Origin of the sequence: Sulfitobacter sp. CB2047 (assembly GCF_000735125.2) — a bacterium.
Lineage (GTDB): Bacteria > Pseudomonadota > Alphaproteobacteria > Rhodobacterales > Rhodobacteraceae > Sulfitobacter > Sulfitobacter pontiacus.
Genome location: NZ_CP072613.1, coordinates 1913408 through 1930225 on the forward strand (window position 1 = coordinate 1913408; position 16818 = coordinate 1930225).

Below are 16818 nucleotides of genomic sequence, written 5' to 3' on the forward strand. Positions count from 1 at the left end.
CACTACAGTCATGTCGCCGATAAATCGGCTAAGCCCTTGGTACCCAAGGCCGGACTCGAACCGGCACGCCTCGCGGCGGGGGATTTTGAATCCCCTGCGTCTACCATTCCGCCACTTGGGCACAATGGGGGTCTGTTACCGTGCCACGCGCCCCACGGCAAGAGCAATTTTACCGCTTTTGCTTGACCCCGTCCGATTGTTCTGGTGTTGCCATTGAACAGAAAACAATACCGGAGACCGCAGTATGATCCGACGGCTATATGACTGGGTTCTGGGCCTGGCAAACCACCCGCACGCGCTTTGGGCCCTTGCGGTTGTGGCATTCCTTGAAAGCTCTGTTTTTCCCATTCCGCCGGATGTGCTGATGATCCCGATGATCCTTGCGCGCCCGAACCGCGCATGGCTCATCGCGGGGATCGCACTGGTCGCGTCGGTCTTGGGAGGGCTGCTGGGATACGCCATCGGTGCGCTGGCATTTGAACAACTGGGGCAACCGATCCTTGCCAGCCTTGGCAAAGGCGACGCGATGGCGGAATTCTCGGACCGGTTCAACGGCGTCGGCTTCTGGGCTGTGCTGACTGCGGGCGTCACGCCCTTCCCCTACAAGGTGATCACGATCATGTCGGGGTGGACGGGGATGCCGCTGGCGACCTTTATCGTGACCTCGATCCTTGCGCGCGCGCTGCGGTTCTTCATCGTGGCGGCGCTGCTGTGGAAATTTGGCGCACCTATCCGCGACTTTGTTGAACGCCGTCTGCCTTTGGTATTTACGGTATTTGTCGTGCTGCTGTTCGGCAGCTTCTTCTTGCTGAGGTATCTGTGATGACGCGAAACACCTATGTCCTGATCGCTACGCTGGGGTCTGCTGCGCTGCTGTTGGGGGCCTTTGGGTTCCAACACATCGGCGGCTATGCGCCTTGCAAAATGTGCCTGTGGCAGCGGTGGCCCCATGCGGCGGCGATCCTGATCGGGGTGATCGTTCTCTTTGGTGCGCCGCGGGCGTTGATCTGGCTGGGCGCGCTGTCGGTGGCGATCACGGGGCTGATCGGGGTTTATCATGCGGGGGTGGAATGGAAATTCTGGCCCGGTCCCTCGTCCTGCACAGGCGGTGGCATGGACCTTGGCGCGATGAGCGGCAGCGATCTTCTGTCCACCAGCGCGCCCTCCGGTCTGGTTATGTGTGATGACATCGTTTGGCAGCTTTTCGGTCTGTCCATGGCGGGTTGGAACGCGGTCATTTGTGCCATCCTGCTGGCGTTCTGGGTCTCTGCCGCGCGCACGCCGCGCTGAACCATCTCGCAGGCCGCTCTAGGAGGCGGCCTGCCCTGCTTTTCGCGTCTTGAGCAAAAGGCTCGTCTCGCTCGCGACCACCCCGTCTAGCTTGCGGATGCGGGCCAGAACCTCGTCGAACTCCTCAAGCGTTTTGGTGCCGATCTCGACGATCACATCCCATCTGCCATTGGTCGAATGCACGGCACGCAACGCCGCCATTCCGGCCAGCGTGCGGGTGATGCGGTCAGCGCCACGGCCCTCGATCTCGATCATCATTAATCCGCGCACCGGATCGGCACGCACGTCCGAGCGCGTCACGACGGTAAAGCCCAGTATCTCTCCGCTTTGTTGCAAACGGGCGAGACGCGCGCGCACGGTGGTACGTGACAGCCGCAAGGCCGCCGCCAGATCAGACAGAGACGCCCGCGCGTCGTCGCGCAGCGCTGCCAGAATTGCTTCGTCCGTTGTGTCCATTTTGGCTGTCCAGTTTGGTAAAATAATCTCCGATTTGGTCACTTTAGATGATTGTTTCTGACCAGACCAGCTAGATATCGTCTTGGAAACGTTGACGAAAGGATCTCACCCATGTCTGGACAAAACTGTATTCTTCTTGGGGCCCCGCTAGATAGCGGCAAGCGCCGGTTGGGCTGTCTGATGGGCCCCGATGCCTATCGCACCGCAGGGTTGGCGGGCGCGCTGACCGACCTGGGCCATAGCGTCACAGACCGTGGCAATGTCGCGCCTGCGCCCTTCACGCCCGGAAAGCACCCGAAACTGCACGCGCTTGAGGAAACCATCGCCTGGACTCACAGTCTGGCCGAGGCCACCCAAGCCGCCTTGCAGGACGGTACCCCGATCATCATGGGCGGCGATCATGCGCTTGCCTCCGGCACCGTCCTGGGCGCGATGCGCCATGCGCAGGCGCAGGAACGCCCCCTGTTTGTGCTGTGGCTGGACGCGCATAGCGATTTCCACACGCCCGAAAGCACCGACAGCGGCAACCTGCACGGCACCCCTTTAGGCTATGTAACAGGGCGCGAGGGCTTTGATGCCTTCCCCGATCTGCCCTACCCGCTGCCCCACGATAATATCGCCATCATCGGCCTGCGCTCTGTCGACGCGGCAGAGCGTGCGGCGCTGCAAGAAACCACCATCCAGCGCGTCGACATGCGCGAGATTGACGAGACGGGCATCGCCACGCCGCTGAACACCTTCCTTGAAAAGGTCGCTGCGGCGAACGGAATGCTGCATGTCTCGCTTGATGTGGATTTCCTTGATCCTTCCGTTGCCCCCGCGGTTGGCACGACTGTCCCCGGCGGTGCGACCGTGCGCGAAGGCCATCTGGTGATGGAAATGCTGCATGACAGCGGGCTGATGACCTCGCTTGATCTGGTAGAGCTGAACCCCTTTCTGGATGAACGGGGCCGCACCGCGCAGCTGATGGTCGATCTGGCCGCCTCTGCCTTTGGCCGCCGCGTATTCGACCGCCCCACCCGCGCCTATTGATTTGAGTAAAGGACCACGACCATGACCAATCTGACCCCCTCTGACAAGGCGCTGGTGCCCTTTGTTTCCGTCGACAATATGATGACGCTGATCCACCACATCGGGATTGAACCCATGCTGATCGGGCTTGGGGAGTATATCGAGGCGGATTTCAAACGGTGGGAGCTGTTTGATAAGACCCCGCGCGTTGCCAGCCATTCGGAACAGGGCGTGATCGAGCTGATGCCGACCTCGGACGGCGAGGTTTACGGGTTCAAATACGTGAACGGCCACCCCTCGAACACCGCAGACGGTTTGCAGACCGTGACCGCCTTTGGCCTGTTGGCGAATGTGGCCAACGGTTATCCGGTGTTGCTGTCCGAGATGACGATGCTGACGGCGCTGCGCACGGCGGCAACCTCTGCCGTGGTGGCGCGGTTGCTGGCCCCCAAGGGCGCGCATGTGATGGCGATGATCGGGAACGGGGCGCAATCCGAATTCCAGACCCTCGCCATGAAGGCCATCGTCGGCATCGACGAGGTGCGGCTTTACGACATCGACAAAGATGCCACCGCCAAATGCGCCGCCAACCTGCAAGATCTGGGCATCAAGGTCGTGCCCTGCGACACCGCGGAAGAAGCGATGCTGGGCGCGCAGATCGTCACCACATGCACGGCGGACAAGCAATATGCCACCATCCTGACAGATAATATGGTCGGCAGCGGCATCCACATCAACGCCATCGGCGGCGACTGTCCGGGCAAGACCGAACTGGCCCCCGCGATCCTGCACCGCGCAGGGATTTTTGTGGAATACCCCGAACAGACCCGGATCGAGGGCGAGATACAGCAGCTTGAACCGGATCACCCTGTGACCGAGATCTGGCAGGTGTTGACCGGTCAGGCGCAGGGGCGCACCGATGACAAGCAGATCACCCTGTTCGACAGCGTCGGCTTTGCGATCGAGGATTTCTCGGCGCTGCGCTATGTGCGCGACCAGATCAAGGCGACCGATCTGTTCGACCCGCTTGACCTGCTGGCCGACCCCGAAGATCCGCGGGATCTGTTCGGCATGTTGCAAAGGGCCAAGTAACGGCGACGGTAGCCTATTTCGGCGCGGTCACATCATGGTGGTACAGCCAGTTGAACGCGCCGACCATCGCCCAGGGTGCAAGGGTGCTGCCCAGCTTTAGCCCCAAATGCGCGGCCGACCGCAAAGGCCCGGGGCGCAAATGATAGCGCGCGGCATTGCCTGCCGCCGCTTTGACGACGCGGGTAACACGGGGTTGGCGCAGGTTTTGATAGCGGGCGAGCGCCTGTTCTGCGGGGTGGTTCAGTACGCTGTCGGCCAGCACCCATGCATCTTCAAGCGCCATATTGGCGCCCTGCGCTAGGAACGGCAGCGTCGGATGCGCGGCATCCCCCAGCAAGACAACCCCGCCCTGATGCCACGACTGCGCAACCGGATGCAGGTGGAGCCCCCAAAGCGTGCAGGTCTCTACCGCATTGATCATCGCGGCAGCCCGCCCGCCAAAGCCCGCAAAAGCCTTTCGCAGGTGTGCCGGATCGTCCGCATCGTTCCAGCCTTCGGCGGCCCAACTGTCACGCTCTTCCACCGCGACCAGATTGACCAGCCGCCCGCCGCGCAAAGGGTAGCTGACCAGATGCCGGCCCGGCCCCATGGTGACATGGGCCTCGTCTGGGTGGTTGAAATCATTGCGCACAACCGCGCGCCACGCGACCTGACCGGTGAACTTTGCCTGATCCGCGCCATTCAACACCGCACGCGCCCGGCTGTGGATCCCGCTGGCATCAACGATCAGCTCTGCCCGTCGGCGCGACCCATCGGTCAGGCGCAGTTGCGGTGTGGCACCGGGGGTCACCTCTGCCACCTCGGCCCCGAGCTCTACCGTCACATTGCCCCGTTTGGCCGCGCCCAGCAGGATGTCCACCAGATCGGCGCGGTGCACGAACACATAGGGATATGCGCCCTGCCCGCGCATCAGGTCCAACCGCGCCACACGCGCCCCAGCCTTGTGATCCTGCAAGACCACCGCCTGCCCGCGCACCGCCGCGCGTTCGGTCAGCTTCGCGTCAAGCCCCATGGCCCGCAACACCGCGATACCGTTAGGGCTGATCTGGAGACCGGCACCGACCTCGGTGATCGCCGGAGCCTGCTCCAGCAGCGTGACAGCCATGCCGCGGCGCGACAAAGCCGCTGCGGCGGCCAAGCCGCCGATACCCCCACCAATAACGATTGCGTTGCCGATGCCCATTTCGCTTTCGCCTGCCTTGCCAACTTCATACACAAAAGCGCCGGGCTCTCACCGCGGCGCTTTCATTATCATTCTCGCGCAAATGCGATCATTTGCGGCCCGTTACCGGACGATCAATCGTCGCGGTGAACTTTCTCGCGGCGCTCGTGACGTTCTTGCGCCTCAAGGCTCATCGTGGCGATTGGACGCGCATCCAGACGTTTCAGCGAAATCGGCTCTCCGGTGACAGAGCAGTAGCCGAATTCACCCTCATCGATGCGGCGCAGCGCCCCGTCGATCTTGCTGACCAGCTTGCGGGCGCGGTCCCGTGTGCGCAATTCCAGCGCGCGATCCGTTTCCTCGGAGGCGCGATCGTTCACATCGGGGATGTTGCGTGTCCCGTCTTGCAAGCCCTCGATCGTGTCCCGGCTTCCCGCCAGCAGCTCGGCTTTCCAGTTCAATAGTTTGCGTCTGAAGTATTCGACTTGCCGATCATTCATGAACGGCTCGTCTTCGGCAGGTGTATAACCATCCGCCAAAAAAACTTCCTGCTTCATATCATTCCCCATCGCGGTCTTAAATCCTGTCATGAAGGCGCGTCTCCCGACATCACTCCCGTGGCGTGCATCTAACGCAGCGTTAGCGGATTGTCACTACACAATGCTTATGTTTGTTGGTTTAAGGACCAAGAATAGCGCGTTGAAGAAGGTTGAAAACAAGATGAAATTCCAAGGTACTCAAGATTACGTCGCCACAGATGACCTCACGATTGCGGTGAATGCGGCTGTGACGCTGGAACGACCTCTGCTTGTAAAAGGTGAGCCCGGCACAGGTAAAACGGAACTAGCCCGACAAGTGTCAGCCGCCCTTGGCCTGCCCATGATCGAATGGAACATCAAATCGACCACCCGTGCGCAACAGGGTCTATACGAGTATGACGCCGTCAGCCGCTTGCGCGACAGCCAGCTTGGCGAAGAGCGTGTGCATGATGTGAAAAACTACATCCGCAAGGGCAAGCTGTGGCAGGCGTTTGAGGCCGAAGGCAAAACCGTGTTGCTGATCGACGAGATCGACAAGGCCGACATCGAATTCCCCAACGACCTTTTGCAAGAGCTCGATAAGATGGAGTTCTTCGTCTACGAGACAGGCGAGACGATCAAAGCCGAAAACCGCCCCATCGTCATCATTACCTCGAACAACGAAAAAGAGCTGCCCGACGCCTTTTTGCGCCGCTGCTTCTTCCACTACATCCAGTTCCCCGAGATGGACACGCTGCGCAAGATCGTCGAGGTCCACCACCCCGGCATCAAGGAATCCCTGTTGACCACGGCGCTGACCCAATTCTACGAAATCCGCGAACAGCAAGGGCTGAAGAAAAAACCATCCACGTCGGAAGTGCTAGATTGGCTCAAGCTGTTACTGGCCGAGGATATGGATGCCGCCGACCTGAAAAAAGACGGCAAGTCCGCCCTGCCAAAGTTGCACGGGGCGCTGCTGAAAAACGAACAGGACGTGCATCTGTTCGAACGGCTTGCTTTCATGGCACGCGCGCAAAAGTGACCCCAAAGGGGCGCGGTGCGCCGCGCCCTGATCCCGCATAAAGCGAATATCCAACCGCTCGCGCGTTATTTCAAGGCAGCAAACGCGCCCGTCCTATTTGTGACGTCTAAGCAACGATGGTCATAAGCCTGCCTTATTTGTTAACATTTTTCTCTGTTTTGACATGGTTGCTCCCTAGAATGGTCTGGATGGCGGGCGAAAAACACCTGTAATCAGCTCAAAAGGGCAGTCAGGTAGATGATGGATATGATTTTTGCACCGTTCGTGCGCCGCGTATTGGAGACTGTTAAAGTTGTCCTCGCGGTCCCTGCACCTGCCACAACGGGGTCGCATCCATGAAGAAATACCTTTTGCTGCCCTTGATGCTGGCGATCAGCGCCTGCGTTCCGGCCTCGCATCCCGGTGTGGTGACCCGCGCCGCGATGGAACCCGCCTCAACCTCTTCTTTGCCCGCGATGAAACGGTTCACCGTGCATCAATCGCTCCCGGCACCGCGCTCCAACAACGACCTCAGCCTCGATTTTATCGAACTGTCGTTCCGCATGGAAAGCGGCAAGGAGCTCCCCGTTTTTACCCGTTTCGAAGGTCCGGTCACCGTGCGCGTCATCGGTGCGCCGCCCCCGACCCTTGGCCCCGATCTGACCGCGCTGCTCAATCGCTTGCGGCAAGAGGCCCGGATCGACATCAGCCCCACCAGCGGCACGAATGCCAATATCACCGTCGAAGCTGTCAGCCGTCGCACCATCAGCAAAGTGTTGCCCCAAGCCGCATGTTTTGTGGCCCCGAATGTCAGCAGCCTTGATGAATACAAGAAGGTGCGCCGCACCGCGCAGACCAACTGGTCTTTACTCAAAACCCGCAGCCGCGTGTCGATCTTCATCCCGAATGACGCCAGCCCGCAAGAGGTCCGCGATTGTCTGCACGAAGAACTGGCCCAAGCGCTTGGCCCTCTCAACGATCTGTATCGCCTGCCGGATTCTGTCTTTAACGATGACAACGTGCATACAGTGCTGACCGGATTTGATATGATGATCCTGCGCGCCTACTACGATCCGGCGCTGCGGTCGGGCATGACACGGGGCCAGGTGGCAAACGCCCTACCGGGTATTCTGGCACGGATCAATCCGGGCGGCACATCGACCAAAGCACGCTTCCTGACCCGCACCCCCCGCGCCTGGAATGCCGCCGTTCAGGGCGCGCTCGGGCCCGGTCGCTCCAGCGGGCAACGCCAGGACGCGGCCTATAGCGCCATCAAGATCGCACAAAGCCTGGGCTGGCAGGATCACCGCCGCGCGTTTGCCCATTACGCCATGGGGCGCGCGTTGCAATCGGGTGATGCCGAAGCCGCGCATGAACAATACAAGATGTCCGATCTCTTCTACGCCCGCACCCCCGGCACCGATCTGCACCGCGCCTATGTGGCGACGCAACTGGGGGCCTATTCGGTCTCCAAGGGTCAGGGTGCCGAAGCGCTACGTCTGATCGCGCCGCATATCGACACCGCACGCCGACGCGAGAACGCCGCCCTGCTCAGCACCCTGCTGTTGCTGCGTGCCGAAGCGCTCGAGCTTGAGAACCGCGCGGCCGAGGCACAGGCCGTCAGGGTGGACAGTTTGGGCTGGGCACGGTACGGATTTGGCTCTGACTGGGCTGTGCGGGCCAAAATGCGCGAGATCGCGTCGCTTAACCCGCTCAAATAACTAGCGAAACGGGTTAAAATGATCGTCATACTTCTCGCCGTGATCGGCGCTGTTATCGGGGGGCTGACCGCCCGTAAACGCAACGGCAACCGCAAGGATATCGCACAATACGCGGCCGGGTTTGCGATGGCCTTTATCATCGTCGGCATGATCCTTACAGTCGTTCTGGACCGAGTCCTAACCGGAGCGTAATTCATGTTTCTGCCGTTCTTTGACCAACTGCGCCAACACAAGGTGCCGGTGTCCATGCGCGAATTTCTCGCCTTTCTCGACGGGATGGCAGCCGGGCTCGCGACCTATGATGTCGATGCCTTCTACTATCTCGCGCGCACCAGCATGGTCAAAGACGAACGCAACATCGATAAATTCGACCGCGCCTTTGCAGCCGCGTTCTCGGGCCTTGAAAACATCAGCCTCGACGATGTGATGGAGGCCGTGGACATCCCGCACGAGTGGCTGGAGAAAATGGCCGAAAAGCACCTCACCCCCGAGGAAAAGGCCGAGATCGAGGCCGCGGGCGGTTTTGACAAGCTGATGGAGACGCTGCGCAAACGGCTCGAGGAACAGAAAGGCCGCCATCAGGGGGGCAATAAATGGGTCGGCACCGCAGGCACCTCGCCCTTCGGGGCCTATGGCTACAACCCGGAAGGCGTGCGCATCGGCCAGAATGAATCGCGCCACCAGCGCGCGGTCAAGGTCTGGGACAAACGCGAATTCAAAAACCTCGACGACACGGTCGAACTGGGCACCCGCAACATCAAGGTCGCGCTGAAACGTCTGCGCCGGTGGGCCCGTGACGGCGCGAATGACGAACTTGATTTGGGCGGCACCATCCGTGCGACGGCGGAACACGGCTACCTCGATGTCAAAACCCGCCCCGAGCGGCGCAACGCGGTCAAGGTGCTGCTGTTCCTGGATGTGGGTGGTTCTATGGACCCGCATATCAAAACCGTCGAAGAACTGTTCAGCGCCGCCAAGTCCGAATTCAAACACCTCGAACACTTCTACTTCCACAACTGCCTGTATGAAGGCGTCTGGCGTGACAACCGCCGCCGCTGGACGGAACAGCTGGACACGATGGAGGTGCTGCGCACCTACGGGCCGGATTACAAATGCATTTTCGTGGGCGACGCGTCCATGTCGCCTTACGAAATCGCCTACCCCGGTGGCGCCAATGAACACTGGAACGCGGAGGCCGGATCGGTCTGGCTCTCTCGGGCGCGCGAACAATGGAACAGCAACCTCTGGATCAACCCGATCCCAGAGAAATACTGGCCCTACACACAATCCATCAAAATGGTGCAGGAAATCTTTGGCGCAGAGGCCATGGTGCCCATGACCCTCGAAGGGCTGAGCCGCGGGATGAAGACCCTGACCCGGTAATCAGCCGCCACCCCATCATAGATCGGAACATTCCACCGCGCCCCCGCGTTTTCACCATGAACCCAAATGGTGAAAGGAATTCCCATGATCAAGAAATCAGGCTCCGCAAAATGGACAGGCAACCTCAAAGAGGGCAAAGGCCATGTCTCCACCCAGACCGGCGTGATCAGCGACCAACCCTACGGCTTTAACACCCGTTTCGAAGGCAAAGACGGCACCAACCCCGAAGAGCTGATCGGCGCGGCCCATGCGTCCTGTTTTTCGATGGCGCTGTCAATGATCCTTGAAGACTACGATCTGGTCGCCGATAGCATCGAAACCAAGGCCACGGTCTTCCTTGAACAAAAAGACGGCGGCTTCCATGTGCCGAAGATTCACCTTGATGTGGAATGTGTCATCCCCAATGCCACACAAGAACAGTTCGAAGAGGCGACCAAAACCGCCAAGGAGAACTGCCCCATCTCCAAACTGATGACTGCCGAAATCACGATGGACGCAAAACTGTCCTGACCCTACCCCAGGGGCCGCGCCCGCCCGCGGCCCCTACTACGACCCCTTCACCCTTTTCCCAAATACTCATTCCACCCTTGCACCCCGCTCGCCTGCGTCCATATTGGGTGGATGATCCGCATCCTCCCCATACTTCTCGCCGTGCTCTACGGGCTTGCCATGTATCGGTTTTCTGCTTGGCGCACCGCGAAGGAGCTGGATGACAAATCGACTGAACTGCTCGACCCTGCCCTGCGCGAGATGACATCGAAGCTGGCCAGCGCCCTCGATCTGCCGCGGATCAAGGTGCATATCTACGAAGTCGCCCCCGTCAACGGTCTTGCCGCCCCCGATGGGCGGATCTTCATTACCCGCGGTTTTTACGAGAAATTCAAATCCGGTGACGTCACCGCCGAAGAGCTCGCGAGCGTGATTGCACATGAGCTCGGCCATGTGGCCTTGGGGCATTCACGGCGACGGATGATCGATTTTTCCGGCCAGAATGCCATGCGCGCGGCGCTTGGGATGATCTTGGGGCGGATTCTTCCCGGTGTCGGTATCTGGATCGCCAATATGCTGGCGACGCTCCTGGCCGCGCGGCTGTCGCGCAGCGATGAATACGAGGCGGACGCCTATGCCGCCGCCCTGCTGACCAAAGCGGGTATCGGCATCGCGCCACAGATTTCCTTGTTCGAAAAGCTGGAGGCACTGACCCAAAGCAACCACGGCACCGCCCCCGCCTGGCTGCTGAGCCACCCGAAGACCGCAGACAGGATCGGCGCGCTCACGGCGCTGCAAACCGCCTGGGACCGTTAACCAAGCGCCTTTGCCAGCCGCGGCAGCCGTGCTTTCTTCAGCAACGGTCGCATCTCCCACGGATGGCCTGACAGGCGGCGTGCCTCTTCCAGAACATGTGCGGCTACAGCTTCCATCACCTGCGGCTGCGCCAGCCAGACGCCGTGCAGATAGCTGTCGGGATCGACCCGCGCCAACCCCTCTTCAGCCAAGGTGCCACGGGGGAAATCCTTGGCATTCAGCGTCATGATAATATCGGCATGGCCGGTGATCGCGGCGGCCAGCACATGCACATCGTTTTCATCCGGCAGGTACAGCCGTGCCGCCACACCGGGGCTCGGGGGCACCTCGGCCTTGGGCCAGGCGGCGCGCAGCAAGGCGATCTCTGCGCGGGCCTGTGCCTCGCCCTCGGGGCCAAGCTTGATCGCGGCGCGCGCCCATTCTTCCAACAGGCGCGCGGACCACAGCGGTTCAAACACCCCCGCCCGCGCCGCGCCCATCACCATCTCGCGCATGACAGTGGGATAGAGCACGCAGGCGTCAATCAGGATGCGCAGCGCCATTACAGGCGGAAGAACAACGACTTGAGGTATCCCGTCTCGGCCAGTTGCGGCAGCTGCGGGTGGTCAGGACCGGCGAAACCGGTATGCAGCAGCGCTGCGCGCCGTCCCGCACGACCGATACCGCGCACAGATGCGGTCCGGAACTGCGTCAGATCCGCCGCGTGGGAACAGGAACACAGACCCAGCACGCCGTTTTCGGCCACCAGTTGCGCCGCCAGACGCGCCACACGTTCATAGGCGCGCAGACCGGCTTCAAGCGCGGGTTTTCCGGGGGCAAAGGCGGGAGGATCGCAGATCACCACGTCGAACTCTTCGCCCTCGGCCCGCAGTGCTGTCAGGATGTCAAAGGCGTCGCCTTGGCGCGTGGCAAAGCGGTCTGACACGCCCATAGCCTCTGCGCCCTGCTGCGCCAGCTCAAGCGCGGATGCCGATCCGTCGACCGCAACCGCAGAAGACGCGCCATTTGCCAGCGCGGCGAGTGAGAACCCGCCAACATGGGCGAAGACATCCAGCACGCGTTTGCCTTTGGTCAGGTTCGCCGCGAAGGCGTGGTTCGGGCGTTGGTCGTAGAACAGGCCGGTTTTCTGGCCGCCGGTGAGGTCAGCCATATAGATAGCACCGTTCATCGGCACTTGCACAGGCGCGCTTGGGGCCTCGCCATGCAGCACACCGCTTACGTCATCCAGCCCTTCAAGGCTGCGGGTCCGGCCCGACGCGTTCTTGAGCACGTGGCGCACGCCGGTTTGTTCCACCAGCGCTGCTGTCAGCGCATCGATATGCACATCGGCCCATGCGGCGTTGGCCTGAATGACGGCCGTATCGCCAAAGCGGTCGATCACCACACCGGGCAACCCATCGGCTTCGGCGTGGATCAACCGGTAATAGGGTGCGTCATACATCTGGTCACGCAGTTGCACGGCGCGATTGATATGGGCCTCGAACCAGTTCTGGTTCACCACGGCTTGCGCGTTCTGGTCCAGCATCCGGCAGAAGATCTTGGAGGCCGGGTTCACCGCGACCACCCCCATCACCTGACGGGCACTGTCTTCCAGCAGCGCGAGACTGCCGGGCGCAAGCGCCTTGGTGCGTCGGTCGGTGACCATTTCATTGGCATAAACCCAGGGAAACCCGTGCCGGATGGCGCGGGCATTCGCCTTGGGCAGCAGGCGCACCACAGGCAAATCGGAAGGGTCGGTCGAAGCGGGAGGGGAAAGGGGCGTTGTCATACCGCCCCCATTAGTCGGTTCCGCGCGTTTGGGGAAGCGCAGAGTTCGATTGCTGCCTCAATAGGCGGCAAGTTTCGTGCGTTTATAGCTGCCCGGCGTGGCGAGCTGCTGTTCGATCGCACGGGCCAGATCATGGATCATCACCGCATTGTCAGGCTGCGCCTCTGCGACGGGGGGCGCAAAGCTGCTCAGCTCTACCGCGACCTGACGGGGTTCGGCCAGCGGGTTGCCATTGCGCGCGTCGACAACGGTCAGGATAAACTCTGCCGACGGGGCTTCTGAGGCGGGGTTGTAGAACCGCAAGACCTCGACCTCCAGCGCGGCGGGCACGGGACCATAGGCGGTCACTGCCCCCTGGCGGATCGCGGCCTCGAAGATCGCGCGCACCTGATCGCGGCGGTCCGTGTCTGCTTCGCCATGCCAGACGATGTCGGCCGATTGCAGCAGGCTTGGCGCTTGTGCGACCCGCAGGTGGTCGGGCACAGAGACGTTGGTGTGCTGGATATGCACCGCGTCCAGCAACGTATCGGGCTGGTAGGCGTTCAGATTGTCCAGCAAGGACATGCGGGTCGAGGATGTGTCATACATCGCATTCCGGCTGGCAATATCCGCCGGTGCACAACCGGACACGGCAGCGGCACAGGCCAAAGCGATCAACAGTTTATGATGTTTCATTTACCCCTCCAAAAGCTGCTGACGATACGTATTGTGCAGCCATGTAACGGTAATGCTGCTCAATTAAGGCAGGAATGGGGCAAGAATGTTCAAAACCTAAGGCATCATTAGGGTATTTCGGCACGTTTGCGCCTTAATGTCGGCCTGTCTAGCTGCGCGGTCGGGTGCGCCAGCCGCCGCGCCGCCGAGGCGTGGCCATGTCGATCAACCCCTCTTGCATCACTTGGGTCATGGGATGGTCTTGGTTCTCTGCTGTCATGCTGTCCAACAAGGCGCGCAGGGCGGCTTTGGTATCCGCTTCCGCTGGCAGGCTGAGCGCCCAATCCAGAAAAATTGACCGACACTCCGCCTGGGTGATCCCCTCTATGCGGTAGGATTCAAAGATCAGCCCTTTGGGATCGTTGGGGTCCCCTTTGCTCATGTCCCGCCCCCATCCGCCTTGTCCACGTAAGCGGCCAGTGCATCGGCGATGATCGTCGCGGCCTGATCGTAGCTTCGCGCGAGATGCGCGTGCAATTCTTCGGACGTCTCCACATCGAGGGAGCGGCATAGAAACCGCAAACCCGCCTGCCCCAGAGAATCCTCGCGCAGGACAGAGGATGACAGCAGCCGCGTCGCGGATTGTAGCGCCCAACAGCTGCGGTAGACGCGGCGCAGCACCTCTGCCTGATCGGCGGTGATGACGTTCTGCGCCTCCGCATCCCCGAGCGCAGAGGTGATATCCCGCGCCGTGGTGCCCGCCAGCAAGGCCCCAGCCTGCGCCAGCAATTCGATATCCTGCAAGCGCCCCGGCCCGTTCTTGGCATCCCAGATGCCGCCCGCCACCTTGGCCGTTGCCAGACGTGCGCGCATCGCCGCGACCTCGTGCAGGGTATCGGCACGGTCGCGCGAACGGGCGAGCACCTTGTCGCACAGGCGCGCCACATCCTGCATCAGATCATCGGGGCCGGTCACACAATCGGCGCGAGTCAGGGCCAGATGCTCCCACACCCATGCCTGCCCCATCTGATAGCTTTCAAAACTCGCTAAACTGGTCGCCACCGGCCCCTGCGTCCCCGACGGGCGCAAGCGCATGTCCACTTCGTAGAGCTTGCCTTGGGCCATCGGCGCGGTCATCGCGGTGATCATCGCCTGCGTCAACCGCGCATAATAGAGCCGCGAGGCCAGCGGGCGCTTGCCGTCAGAGCTTTCGACGCCAGCGGAATCGTAAACCACGATCATATCCAGATCAGAGGCAGCGGTCAGGCGGCGCGCGCCAAGTGACCCCATCCCGACCAGCACCGCACCGCGCCCGGGCGGCGGCCCGTGACGGCGCGAGAATTCGTCGATCACCACCGGCCAGAGCCCGCGCAACACCGCCCGCGCCAGATCGGCATATTGCGCCCCAACCGTCGCGGCATCAATCAGCCCGCGCAGGTGATGCACCCCGATCCGGAAATGCCATTCCTTGGCCCATCGACGACAGGTATCCAGCCGCGCCTCATAATCCTCTTCGGCCTCCAGCACCTCTGTCAGACTGTCGACCAAAGCGTCCTCTGCCGGCCATTCGCTGAAGAAATCTCCGCCGATCACCGCGTCGAACACCTGCGCATTGCGCGACAGATAGGCAGCGAGCGCGGGTGACGCGCTGACGATATCGACAAGCAAATCAGAGAGTTGCGGGTTGATCTTCAACAAGGAGAATAACTGCACCCCCGCGGGCAGACCGCCAAGAAAGCCGTCAAAGGCCAGCAATGCCTCGTCCGGTTTGGTGGCCCGTGCGAGACGCGCCAGCAAGCCGGGTTTCAGCTCTGCAAAAAGCTCCGCCCCCCGGGCGCTGCGCAAGGCGGGGTAGTTCAGCCAACGGTCCACGATCGCGGCGTCAAAGACATGTTCCTCGGGCGGGGCAGCCGCTTCAGGGCGTGAGGTCGAGCCCGCAAAGAACCCTTCGGTCAGTTGGTGAACCTCTTCCAGCCGCCGTTCAAGGTCACTACGCAGCGCGGGGACATCCATATCCATCATCGCGGCCAGCCGGTCGAACCCCTCTTCTGTTTGGGGCAACGTATGGGTCTGGGCATCACGGATCATCTGGACGCGGTGTTCCACGGTGCGATGCGCGCGGTAGTGATCGCTCAGCGTCTCGGCCACCTCGGGCGGGATCCATTCCTTTTCCGCCAGCACGGCCATGCCTTCGCAGGTGCCGCGCACGCGCAGATCTGCGTCGCGCCCACCGGCGATCAGCTGACGGGTCTGGGTGAAAAATTCGATCTCGCGGATACCGCCGCGTCCCAACTTCATATTATGCCCCGAAAGCGAGACACTGCCCCCCAACCCTTTGTGCTCGCGGATCGCAAGGCGCATGTCATGGGCGTCCTGTATCGCGGCAAAATCCAGATGCTTGCGCCAGACGAAGGGTCGCAGCACCGAAAGGAACTGATCACCCGCCGCCAGGTCGCCCGCCGCAGGGCGTGCCTTGATATAGGCGGCACGCTCCCATGTGCGACCCAGACTTTCGTAATACCGTTCTGCCGCTTCCATTGCGATGCACACGGGCGTCACACCGGAATCGGGCCGCAGCCGCAGGTCTGTGCGAAAGACATAGCCCTCGCCCGTGAGATCATTGAGCGTCCCGCTCATCGCGCGGGTGGCGCGCACAAAGGCGGTGCGGGCGTCGTGAAAATCGCTGGCGTCAAAGCGCGTTTCGTCGAACAGGCAGATCAGATCGATATCGGACGAATAATTCAGCTCGCGCGCGCCCATCTTGCCCATAGCCAGCACGACCATGCCTGCGCCGCTGTCGGCGTCCTCTTCCGTCATGCCGGGCAGCTTGCCGCGTTTGATCTGCGCTTTCAGCCCTGCGGTCAGCGCGGCTTGGGCGGCGGCGTCGGCGAAATCGGTCAGCGCGCCGGTCACCTCCTCCAGCGACCAAGCCCCTGCCAGATCGGCCAGCCCCGTCATCAGCGCCACGCGCCGCTTGCTCTGCCGTAGATGACTGGACAACTGGTCCGGGGGCACTGCGCCCGCGCTGTCGATCACCTGCTGCACCGCCCCTGCGGGATCATCGAAGGCCACACGACACCAGTCGGTTTCCTTTTGCATCAACCCCAGAAGATAGGGCGACGTCGATCCCGCCCCCGCCACAAGCGCGGCAATTTCGGACGGCGCATCGGGAAAGAGCGCGCGCGCATCCTGCGCCTGATCGGCCGTAAAGATGCGGGGACAGCGGGTGATCTGACTGGCAAGTGTTCTCATATGCCAAGCATTCGCTGGTTCTATGCCCGTCGTCAATGGCGCCGTGGCACCTGCTAACCCCCACCAAACACGTGCAAATCCAAATAATGTAAAAAAGATTTACATTATCCCTTGCAAACCACAGGGCGCACCCCGATCTAATGTAATGTGAAAGGCATTTACATTACCCGCCACCGCACCGGCCC

General features: G+C 61.4%; 18 protein-coding genes and 1 tRNA gene. 10 read left to right on the forward strand and 9 right to left on the reverse strand.

The genetic code is table 11. The annotated features are described in order from the left end of the window. Positions 1 to 37: 37 nt before the first annotated feature. A tRNA-Leu gene (locus IV89_RS09445) sits at positions 38 to 121 on the reverse strand. Between the two features lie 123 nt (positions 122 to 244). Here IV89_RS09445 and IV89_RS09450 point away from each other — a divergent pair. Both IV89_RS09450 and IV89_RS09455 read left to right on the forward strand, forming a co-directional pair. Beyond that, positions 245 to 823 carry a YqaA family protein gene (locus tag IV89_RS09450; protein ID WP_037944190.1) on the forward strand — a complete coding sequence of 193 codons (579 nt, stop codon included), beginning with the start codon at positions 245 to 247 and terminating at the stop codon, positions 821 to 823. After that, positions 823 to 1290 (forward strand): disulfide bond formation protein B, encoded by a 468-nt coding sequence (locus IV89_RS09455; RefSeq protein WP_037944189.1) that lies wholly within the window; start codon positions 823 to 825, stop codon positions 1288 to 1290. The genes IV89_RS09450 and IV89_RS09455 overlap by 1 nt, the downstream gene beginning before the upstream one ends. Positions 1291 to 1308: 18 nt before the next feature. Here IV89_RS09455 and IV89_RS09460 read toward each other — a convergent pair whose 3' ends face one another. After that, the gene (locus IV89_RS09460) at positions 1309 to 1746 is read right to left on the reverse strand and encodes an Lrp/AsnC family transcriptional regulator (RefSeq protein ID WP_037944188.1); all 438 of its coding nucleotides are present in this window, start codon (positions 1744 to 1746) and stop codon (positions 1309 to 1311) included. 111 nt (positions 1747 to 1857) lie between these two features. Between IV89_RS09460 and rocF the strand changes: the two genes are divergently transcribed. Both rocF and IV89_RS09470 read left to right on the forward strand, forming a co-directional pair. Then, positions 1858 to 2778 (forward strand): arginase, encoded by a 921-nt coding sequence (rocF, locus tag IV89_RS09465; RefSeq protein ID WP_037944187.1) that lies wholly within the window; start codon positions 1858 to 1860, stop codon positions 2776 to 2778. Between the two features lie 21 nt (positions 2779 to 2799). Then, positions 2800 to 3849, forward strand: a complete 1050-nt coding sequence (locus IV89_RS09470) for an ornithine cyclodeaminase (RefSeq protein WP_037944186.1) — start codon at positions 2800 to 2802, stop codon at positions 3847 to 3849. Positions 3850 to 3862: 13 nt separating this feature from the next. Here IV89_RS09470 and IV89_RS09475 read toward each other — a convergent pair whose 3' ends face one another. Together IV89_RS09475 and dksA are read right to left on the reverse strand one after the other, a co-directional pair. After that, the gene (locus tag IV89_RS09475; RefSeq protein WP_037945013.1) at positions 3863 to 5032 is read right to left on the reverse strand and encodes an FAD-dependent monooxygenase; all 1170 of its coding nucleotides are present in this window, start codon (positions 5030 to 5032) and stop codon (positions 3863 to 3865) included. Between the two features lie 113 nt (positions 5033 to 5145). Beyond that, positions 5146 to 5568, reverse strand: coding sequence for an RNA polymerase-binding protein DksA (gene dksA, locus IV89_RS09480; protein WP_037945012.1), 423 nt, complete (start codon positions 5566 to 5568; stop codon positions 5146 to 5148). A gap of 163 nt (positions 5569 to 5731) precedes the next feature. On the opposite strand from dksA, the gene IV89_RS09485 reads away from it, so the two are divergent. From IV89_RS09485 to IV89_RS09510, 6 genes are all read left to right on the forward strand, one after another. Continuing rightward, on the forward strand, positions 5732 to 6571 hold the full coding sequence (locus IV89_RS09485; protein ID WP_037945011.1) for a MoxR family ATPase: 840 nt from the start codon (positions 5732 to 5734) through the stop codon (positions 6569 to 6571). Positions 6572 to 6906: 335 nt separating this feature from the next. Continuing rightward, the gene (locus tag IV89_RS09490) at positions 6907 to 8271 is read left to right on the forward strand and encodes a DUF2927 domain-containing protein (RefSeq protein ID WP_037944185.1); all 1365 of its coding nucleotides are present in this window, start codon (positions 6907 to 6909) and stop codon (positions 8269 to 8271) included. Between the two features lie 18 nt (positions 8272 to 8289). Next, complete coding sequence (locus tag IV89_RS09495; RefSeq protein ID WP_005853331.1) at positions 8290 to 8463, forward strand: hypothetical protein; 174 nt, start codon at positions 8290 to 8292, stop codon at positions 8461 to 8463. 3 nt (positions 8464 to 8466) lie between these two features. Then, on the forward strand, positions 8467 to 9654 hold the full coding sequence (locus tag IV89_RS09500; protein WP_009826960.1) for a VWA domain-containing protein: 1188 nt from the start codon (positions 8467 to 8469) through the stop codon (positions 9652 to 9654). A gap of 84 nt (positions 9655 to 9738) precedes the next feature. Next, on the forward strand, positions 9739 to 10164 hold the full coding sequence (locus IV89_RS09505) for an OsmC family protein (RefSeq protein ID WP_009826959.1): 426 nt from the start codon (positions 9739 to 9741) through the stop codon (positions 10162 to 10164). A gap of 111 nt (positions 10165 to 10275) precedes the next feature. Then, complete coding sequence (locus IV89_RS09510) at positions 10276 to 10959, forward strand: M48 family metalloprotease (protein WP_037944183.1); 684 nt, start codon at positions 10276 to 10278, stop codon at positions 10957 to 10959. On the opposite strand, the gene IV89_RS09515 is transcribed toward IV89_RS09510, so the two are convergent. From IV89_RS09515 to IV89_RS09535, 5 genes are all read right to left on the reverse strand, one after another. After that, the gene (locus IV89_RS09515) at positions 10956 to 11501 is read right to left on the reverse strand and encodes a PIN domain-containing protein (RefSeq protein WP_037944182.1); all 546 of its coding nucleotides are present in this window, start codon (positions 11499 to 11501) and stop codon (positions 10956 to 10958) included. The genes IV89_RS09510 and IV89_RS09515 overlap by 4 nt on opposite strands. Beyond that, positions 11501 to 12727 (reverse strand): class I SAM-dependent rRNA methyltransferase, encoded by a 1227-nt coding sequence (locus tag IV89_RS09520; RefSeq protein WP_051843955.1) that lies wholly within the window; start codon positions 12725 to 12727, stop codon positions 11501 to 11503. Before IV89_RS09520 ends, IV89_RS09515 begins: the two co-directional genes overlap by 1 nt. 57 nt (positions 12728 to 12784) lie before the next feature. Then, positions 12785 to 13402 carry a DUF6778 family protein gene (locus IV89_RS09525; protein ID WP_005853320.1) on the reverse strand — a complete coding sequence of 206 codons (618 nt, stop codon included), beginning with the start codon at positions 13400 to 13402 and terminating at the stop codon, positions 12785 to 12787. A gap of 148 nt (positions 13403 to 13550) precedes the next feature. After that, positions 13551 to 13823, reverse strand: a complete 273-nt coding sequence (locus IV89_RS09530; RefSeq protein ID WP_037944181.1) for a hypothetical protein — start codon at positions 13821 to 13823, stop codon at positions 13551 to 13553. Continuing rightward, positions 13820 to 16633, reverse strand: a complete 2814-nt coding sequence (locus tag IV89_RS09535) for a [glutamate--ammonia-ligase] adenylyltransferase (RefSeq protein ID WP_037944180.1) — start codon at positions 16631 to 16633, stop codon at positions 13820 to 13822. The genes IV89_RS09530 and IV89_RS09535 overlap by 4 nt, the downstream gene beginning before the upstream one ends. Positions 16634 to 16818 lie beyond the last annotated feature (185 nt).

Bases quoted from the DNA above. Each gene is read 5' to 3' on its own strand.
- IV89_RS09450 (WP_037944190.1), top strand. From the start codon at position 245: ATGATCCGACGGCTATATGACTGGGTTCTGGGCCTGGCAAACCACCCG.
- IV89_RS09455 (WP_037944189.1), top strand. From the start codon at position 823: ATGACGCGAAACACCTATGTCCTGATCGCTACGCTGGGGTCTGCTGCG.
- IV89_RS09460 (WP_037944188.1), bottom strand. From the start codon at position 1,746: ATGGACACAACGGACGAAGCAATTCTGGCAGCGCTGCGCGACGACGCG.
- rocF (WP_037944187.1), top strand. From the start codon at position 1,858: ATGTCTGGACAAAACTGTATTCTTCTTGGGGCCCCGCTAGATAGCGGC.
- IV89_RS09470 (WP_037944186.1), top strand. From the start codon at position 2,800: ATGACCAATCTGACCCCCTCTGACAAGGCGCTGGTGCCCTTTGTTTCC.
- IV89_RS09475 (WP_037945013.1), bottom strand. From the start codon at position 5,032: ATGGGCATCGGCAACGCAATCGTTATTGGTGGGGGTATCGGCGGCTTG.
- dksA (WP_037945012.1), bottom strand. From the start codon at position 5,568: ATGAAGCAGGAAGTTTTTTTGGCGGATGGTTATACACCTGCCGAAGAC.
- IV89_RS09485 (WP_037945011.1), top strand. From the start codon at position 5,732: ATGAAATTCCAAGGTACTCAAGATTACGTCGCCACAGATGACCTCACG.
- IV89_RS09490 (WP_037944185.1), top strand. From the start codon at position 6,907: ATGAAGAAATACCTTTTGCTGCCCTTGATGCTGGCGATCAGCGCCTGC.
- IV89_RS09495 (WP_005853331.1), top strand. From the start codon at position 8,290: ATGATCGTCATACTTCTCGCCGTGATCGGCGCTGTTATCGGGGGGCTG.
- IV89_RS09500 (WP_009826960.1), top strand. From the start codon at position 8,467: ATGTTTCTGCCGTTCTTTGACCAACTGCGCCAACACAAGGTGCCGGTG.
- IV89_RS09505 (WP_009826959.1), top strand. From the start codon at position 9,739: ATGATCAAGAAATCAGGCTCCGCAAAATGGACAGGCAACCTCAAAGAG.
- IV89_RS09510 (WP_037944183.1), top strand. From the start codon at position 10,276: ATGATCCGCATCCTCCCCATACTTCTCGCCGTGCTCTACGGGCTTGCC.
- IV89_RS09515 (WP_037944182.1), bottom strand. From the start codon at position 11,501: ATGGCGCTGCGCATCCTGATTGACGCCTGCGTGCTCTATCCCACTGTC.
- IV89_RS09520 (WP_051843955.1), bottom strand. From the start codon at position 12,727: ATGACAACGCCCCTTTCCCCTCCCGCTTCGACCGACCCTTCCGATTTG.
- IV89_RS09525 (WP_005853320.1), bottom strand. From the start codon at position 13,402: ATGAAACATCATAAACTGTTGATCGCTTTGGCCTGTGCCGCTGCCGTG.
- IV89_RS09530 (WP_037944181.1), bottom strand. From the start codon at position 13,823: ATGAGCAAAGGGGACCCCAACGATCCCAAAGGGCTGATCTTTGAATCC.
- IV89_RS09535 (WP_037944180.1), bottom strand. From the start codon at position 16,633: ATGAGAACACTTGCCAGTCAGATCACCCGCTGTCCCCGCATCTTTACG.